This window comes from Micromonospora deserti (assembly GCF_003236335.1).
Lineage (GTDB): Bacteria > Actinomycetota > Actinomycetes > Mycobacteriales > Micromonosporaceae > Micromonospora > Micromonospora deserti.
Genome location: NZ_POUB01000367.1, coordinates 1 through 4,834 on the forward strand (window position 1 = coordinate 1; position 4,834 = coordinate 4,834).

3 protein-coding genes are annotated in these 4,834 nt (G+C 73.9%); 2 read left to right on the plus strand and 1 reads right to left on the minus strand.

The window, feature by feature from the left end; genetic code table 11:
* Positions 1-545: 545 nt before the first annotated feature.
* A complete protein-coding gene (locus C1I99_RS29355) occupies positions 546-1,955 on the minus strand; it encodes a carbohydrate-binding protein (protein ID WP_111137433.1) in 1,410 nt (469 codons plus the stop codon).
* 195 nt (positions 1,956-2,150) lie between these two features.
* Here C1I99_RS29355 and C1I99_RS29360 point away from each other — a divergent pair, with 195 nt between their 5' ends.
* A complete protein-coding gene (locus C1I99_RS29360; RefSeq protein ID WP_111137434.1) occupies positions 2,151-3,530 on the plus strand; it encodes an FAD-dependent oxidoreductase in 1,380 nt (459 codons plus the stop codon).
* A 270-nt stretch (positions 3,531-3,800) separates the two neighbouring features.
* Positions 3,801-4,754, plus strand: a complete 954-nt coding sequence (locus C1I99_RS29365) for a putative endonuclease domain-containing protein (RefSeq protein ID WP_111137435.1) — start codon at positions 3,801-3,803, stop codon at positions 4,752-4,754.
* The last annotated feature ends 80 nt before the right edge of the window (positions 4,755-4,834 follow it).

Genomic DNA, 4,834 nt, shown 5'->3' on the forward strand with positions numbered 1-4,834 from the left:
ACCCCCAGTCGGACGTCTTGACGAAGCCGGCCGTGGCGCCGGCGGCGAACGCGGGCAGCGCCACCCATACCGCACCCACCGCTGCCAGCAACGCGGTGACCAGCGACAAGACCAGAGATCTGGATCGGTTCACAGCACCCTCCACGCCCGGACGACATCCACAGCCATCAACGTTGGCGCTTATTATTAAGACTGTTAACTGTTGTTGTCCAGAGGGTGACTGGTGACGCCGGCCGAAGCCCGGCCGGACGACCCCGGCCGGACGACCCCGGCCGACGGGGCGAGATCCGCACCGACGCCCTCGGCGAGCAGCCCGGCCGGTAGTTCCGCCGGGGCGAGATTCCCGCCGACAGCACTGCGAGCCGCCCCGCGCGGTGAGCCCGGGCCGATCCGGGCAGCATCCACGCCCGACAGCCCCGCAAGCCGCCCCGCGGCAGGCCGGGGCAGACCCAGGCAGACCCGGGCCACATCGCGCCGATAGCACCGCGAGCCGCCCGGCCGGCGCCCGGGGCCCCGCCCGACGGCCGGGGCCCCGGGCACCGCTTTCAGCGGCGGAAGGTGAACCAGTTGACGTTGACGAAATCGTTCGGCTGGCCGCTGCTGAAGGTCAGGTAGACGGTGTGCCGGCCGGTGGGGCCGGCGACGTTGCCGGGCACCGAGCGCCAGCTCTGCCAGCCACCGGTGTTGGCGATCGCGAAGCTGCCGATCGGCGGCGCGGTCGGGCTGCCCAGCCGGACCTCCACCAGGCCGCTCACCCCGCCGCCCGCGCCGGAGGCGACCCGGGCCACGAAGTCCCGCGGCGGCGTCGCGCCGAACTCGACGTTGTCGAACCGTACCCAGTCGCCGTTGCGCAGCGCGCCGATGTTCTGCCCGCCCTCGGCGCACGCCTCGACGATCACCCCGTTCTGCGCGGTGAACGACTCGGCCTGGATGGTCGCGTACGCGTCCCGGGCGCCACCCGGCGGCGGGGTGGTCGGCGTCGGCGTGGTGCCGCCGCCCCGGCTGTACACGGCGACGTAGTCGACCAGCATCGGCCGGCCGGGCACCGTGGCCGCGGTCGGGGTGGCACCCCCGGCGACCCCGTTCGGGAACGCCCCGCCCATCGCGACGTTGAGCAACAGGAAGTACCCGGCATGGTTGGTCATCTGCGACCAGTACGGCTCGCCGACCCGGGACTGGCTGACGGTGTGGTAGAGCTGCCCGTCGACGTACCAGCGCAGCTGCTGGGGGCTGACCGAGGCGTCCCACTCGAACCGGTAGGTGTGGAACGCCGACTGGCAGGTGCTGCCGGGGCAGGCTCGGGACGCGCCGATGCCGTTGAACTCGTCGCACGGCCCACCCGGGGCGACGCCGCAGTGCAGGACGCCCCAGACCGAGTTGATGCCGTTGACGTTCTCCATCACGTCGAACTCGCCGATGCCCGGCCAGTTCTGGTAGTTGCCGCGGTAGGGCGAGCCGAGCGCCCAGAACGCCGGCCAGTAGCCGGCCGCCTGGGCCCCGGTCACGTTCGGCATCTGGATCCGGCCCTCGATGGCCAGCACACCACCGGACGGCGCCTTGAAGTTGCTGCGTACGGTCTCGATGCGGGCGGAGGTCCAGCGGCCGGCGGCGTCGCGCAGCGGCGTGATGCGCAGGTTGCCGCCGCCGTCGTGGCTGACGTTGGCGGTGCTGGCGGTGTAGGTCTGGATCTCGCCGGTGCCCCAGTTGGGCGGGCCGCCGGGATAGCTGGTGCCGGTGTCGATGATCCAGTTGCTGGCGGACGGCAGCGTACCGGCCGCGCCGGTGAAGTCGTCGCTCCACACCAGGCTCCAGCCCGGCGCGGGAGCCGGCACGGCGGCGTCGGCGGTGGCGGCGATCCCGGCCAGGGCGGTGGTGGTGGCAGTGAGCAGCGCCAACGCCAGCGGCAGTCGGCGTCGCGCGGGCGGGGCGGCAGGTGCCGCCAGGGCAGGTGTCATTGGCGTGCCTCTCTACGGGACGGGTCGTGAGAGCGCTCTCTCAGGTGTTGTACGTGTCCCTGCGACAGTTGTCAACGTCGATTGATGCCGGCCCGAGCGACCTGAGTTCGGCGCGGCACCACCTGCTCCCCGGCCCGACCAGGCCGTGGTGGTGACCAAGACCCGCGGATGAACCGTCCGTGACAGGATGAGTCCGTGGCGCAACGACTGATCGTCATCGGTGGCGACGCCGCCGGCATGGCGGCGGCCTCCCAGGCGCGACGCCGCCGCGACCGGGGCGACCTGGAGATCGTGGCGTTCGAGCGGGGGCACTACACGTCGTACTCGGCGTGCGGGATCCCGTACTGGATCAGCGGGCTGGTGCCGGAGCGGGACGAGCTGATCGCCCGCGATCCGATGACCTTCCGGGAATCGTTCGACATCGACGTCCGGCTGCGGCACGAGGTGACCTCGATCGACCTCGACCGGCGCGAGGTCGTCGCGCGGGACCTCGACCGCGGCGGCGAGGTCCGTGAGCGGTTCGACACCCTGATGTACGCCGCCGGCGCGGTGCCGGTGCGGCCGGAGTGGGCGCGCACCGGCGCGGGCGGGGTGTTCGGCATACAGACCCTCGACGACGGCGCGGCGCTGCGCGACTGGCTGGAGGCCGAGCCGCCGCCGCGCCGGGCGGTGGTGATCGGCGGTGGCTACATCGGCGTGGAGATGGCCGAGGCGATGATCCAGCGCGGGCTGTCCGTGACGCTGGTGGAGCAGTCCGAACAGCCGATGTCCACCGTGGACCCGGACATGGCCGAGCTGGTGAGCGGCGCCATGCGCGCCCTGGGGGTCACCATCCGCACCGGCCTGACCGTGACCGGCCTGCAGGAGCGCGACGGCCGGGTGTCCGCGGTGGTCACCGCGGACGGGCCGATCCCGGCCGACGTGGTGGTCCTCGGCCTCGGCGTACGCCCGAACACCGCGCTCGCCGCGGCGGCCGGGCTGCCCCTCGGCCCGGTCGGCGGGATCCGGGTGGACCGCCGGATGCGAGTGCCGGGGGTGCCCGACGTCTGGGCCGGCGGGGACTGCGTCGAGTGCCTGCACCGGGTCAGCGGGTTGCCGGTGCACGTGCCGCTCGGCACCCACGCCAACAAGCAGGGCCGGGTGGCCGGCATCAACATCGGCGGCGGCTACGCCACCTTCGCCGGGGTGATCGGCACCGCCGTCACCAAGGTCTGTGACCTGGAGGTCGGGCGGACCGGCCTGCGCGAGCGAGATGCGGCGGCGGCCGGCTTCGACTTCGTCTCCGTCATCGCCGAGTCCACCAACCGCGCCGGCTACTACCCGGGCGCCCGCCCGATGACGGTGAAGCTGATCGCGGAGAAGCCCAGCGGGCGCCTGCTGGGCGCGCAGATCGTCGGCTGGTCCGAGGCGGCCAAGCGGATCGACACCCTCGCGGTGGCGCTGTGGAACGGCATGACCGTGGACGACATGACCGCCCTCGACCTCGGCTACGCCCCGCCGTACGCCCCGGTGTGGGACCCGGTGCTGATCGCGGCCCGCAGGGCCGTCGACGCCCTCGCCGCCACCGGTCGCTGAGCGGCGCCGCACTGCGCCCCGGTCACGGCGCGCAAGCCACTGCCCGAGGCACGGACGCAAGCCACTGCCGGGGGCCACGGGCTGCGCCGTGGCCCGCTGCCCGGACGCGGCCCAGCGCAGGCCCGCTGCCCCGGTCGCGGCCCGCCGCCTGGGGGCGGAGCACTGTCTGGGGGCGGAGCACTGTCTGGGGGCGGAGCACTGTCGACTTTGGGTGCGGTTGTTGTCGCTGGAGCGACAACAACCGCACCCAAAGGACGATGCGATGAGCCGGTGCGGATACCTGGGGATGACGCCTCGGCGTTGCAGTGGCTGTTGTTCGAGCAGTCGGGGGTGCTCACGTGGGAGCAGGCCACGAGGGAACTGACCCCGGCGACGGTACGGCACCTGCTGGCCACCGGGCGTTGGCGGCGGATCTGCCGGGGCGTCCTGTACGCCGGGCCCACCGGCCATGGGTTCAGCCGGGAAGAGCAGTGGTGGGTGGCGGTGCTCGCGGCCGGGGCGGGGGCCCTGCTCGCCGGGCTCGCCGCCGCGACCGCCGCCGGCCTTCGTGGCACCTGGCGCTACGACGTGGTCGATGTGCTGGTCCCGCACCAGCGACGCGCACCCGACCTGCTACGGCGGCTGCCGCTGGGCCTGCCGGCGGTACGGGTCCGGCGGGTCCGGCACCTGCCGGCCGAGGACCGCCAGCGGGGACGCCCCGACCGCACCGGCATGGCCCGGTCCGTGGTGGACGCGGCGCAGTGGGCGCACTCAGACGACCAGGCGCAGGAGATCGTGGCGGCCGGATGCCAGCAGGGCCGGGTCACTCCCGCCGAGATCGGCGCGGTGCTGGACCGGATGCCACGGGCCCGACGCCGGCGCGTCATCGCTGAGACCGTGGGCGACCTCGCTGGCGGCGCCGAGGCGCTCTCCGAGATCGACCTCCTGCGGCTCTGCCGCCGGCACCGGCTGCCGCTGCCCGAGACGCAGGAGCGCCGCCGGGACGCTGACGGGCGGGTGCGCTACCTCGACGCGTACTGGCCACGGTGGCGGCTGCACGTCGAGGTCGACGGGGCGCACCACATGGACGTCCGGCACTGGGCGGCCGACCTGCACCGGCAGAACCGGGTGTGGATCGAGGGCGACCGGATCCTCCGCTTCACCGCCTTCGACGTCCGCCGTCGGTCGGGGCAGGTGGCGGCCCAACTCCGCGCCGCCCTGTCCACGGCTGGCTGGACGCCCTGATCACCGACGCACCAGCTGGCCGCCTGCCCGCACCGCGCACCGCTCCACCAGCACCCCGCCCCGCCCGCACCGCACACCGC

What these genes read in the sequence shown, in the direction of transcription:
- C1I99_RS29355 (WP_111137433.1), bottom strand. Translation starts at nt 1,955, where the DNA reads ATGACACCTGCCCTGGCGGCACCTGCCGCCCCGCCCGCGCGACGCCGA.